Here is a 1,053-nt window from a genome sequence, read left to right as displayed (position 1 = left end):
CTGCTGTACCTTGGCAATCAGACGAGACGTGAGCTCCACCATCACAACGTCCGCATGCGCCTGCTCGCCCACATCGGCTTCGTCCCTTGCCGCAGCTAACAATGTGACTATATATTGAATCTCTGCCTTAGCGAAAGTAAGCCCTAGCCCTTCTTCCAGCCGATGTGCGAACGACGTTACTTCATTCCAATCCGAAGAGATGGGGTCAGGAGTTTCGGGCAAGTGCGCTTCGGTTATGAGATGACCCCGCCGTATACGATTGACCGTAACCGACAGAGCAATGAGCAGTGAGGTGTAGGCCGCTTCGCTAAGCCCCTCCGTCCAGCTCCAGTTCATCGCCCAGAGGCTGCGTTCTACATCAAGCAGGACAGGCTTATCAATCATGGACAGCAACCTAGACGTTACAGGCTCATTCGCATCGTGATAGCCATCTCCTACAAGATCGGAATAATCCAGATATTCCTCCGCCAGCCGACAGATCGCTTTGCGCAGCACCTGTTCCTCACCCTCAATATCAACCCCGTACCCTCTGCGCCGAATCAGGATCAGGTTCAGTCGCTTCAGTATCGGCTCGAGCTCATCCAGATCATGACGGATGGTGGAGGTGTTGACCTTCAGACTGTGCGCTAACCCAAACAGCTTGATGGGTTCTCCGGCCTCCAGAAGGGAACATAACAGAAGAATCTTGCGTTCCTCCCCGGAATAATCCGCAGGTTTGCCTGTCAGCAGGCGCTGCTTCAGCAGCTCCGTCTGTTCTGACGATTCGCCTTCTAACCGAAAGCCCGTACCAGCCTTCCGATGAAGCAAAGCGCCGGTTCCAGCCAGATTCCTCTCAATCTCTTCCATTTCCCGGTGAACGGTTCGGACGCTGACGCGGGTTTCAGCTGCAATCTCAGCAGCTGTCATGCCCTCTGCTCTGTTTAGCAATAGCAGCAGGATTTGTCGCTGACGGGCAGTGAAGTGTCCCAGAACGAATAGCTCCCTTCTTCAAGAAATGTAAGACACGCCGGCGTAATTTACGCCAGCGTATCCTATGATTTTTGACAACTATTC

At 53.5% G+C, this 1,053-nt stretch carries 1 protein-coding gene; it reads right to left on the bottom strand.

The genetic code is table 11. The annotated features are described in order from the left end of the window. A partial coding sequence (locus tag ACFRAK_RS29705; protein ID WP_394573294.1) for a BglG family transcription antiterminator occupies positions 1-906 on the bottom strand: 906 nt, incomplete at its 3' end. Positions 907-1,053: the final 147 nt, after the last annotated feature.

Source organism: Peribacillus sp. NPDC056705, from assembly GCF_043656335.1.
This window is presented reverse-complemented; position numbering and strand designations above follow the sequence as displayed.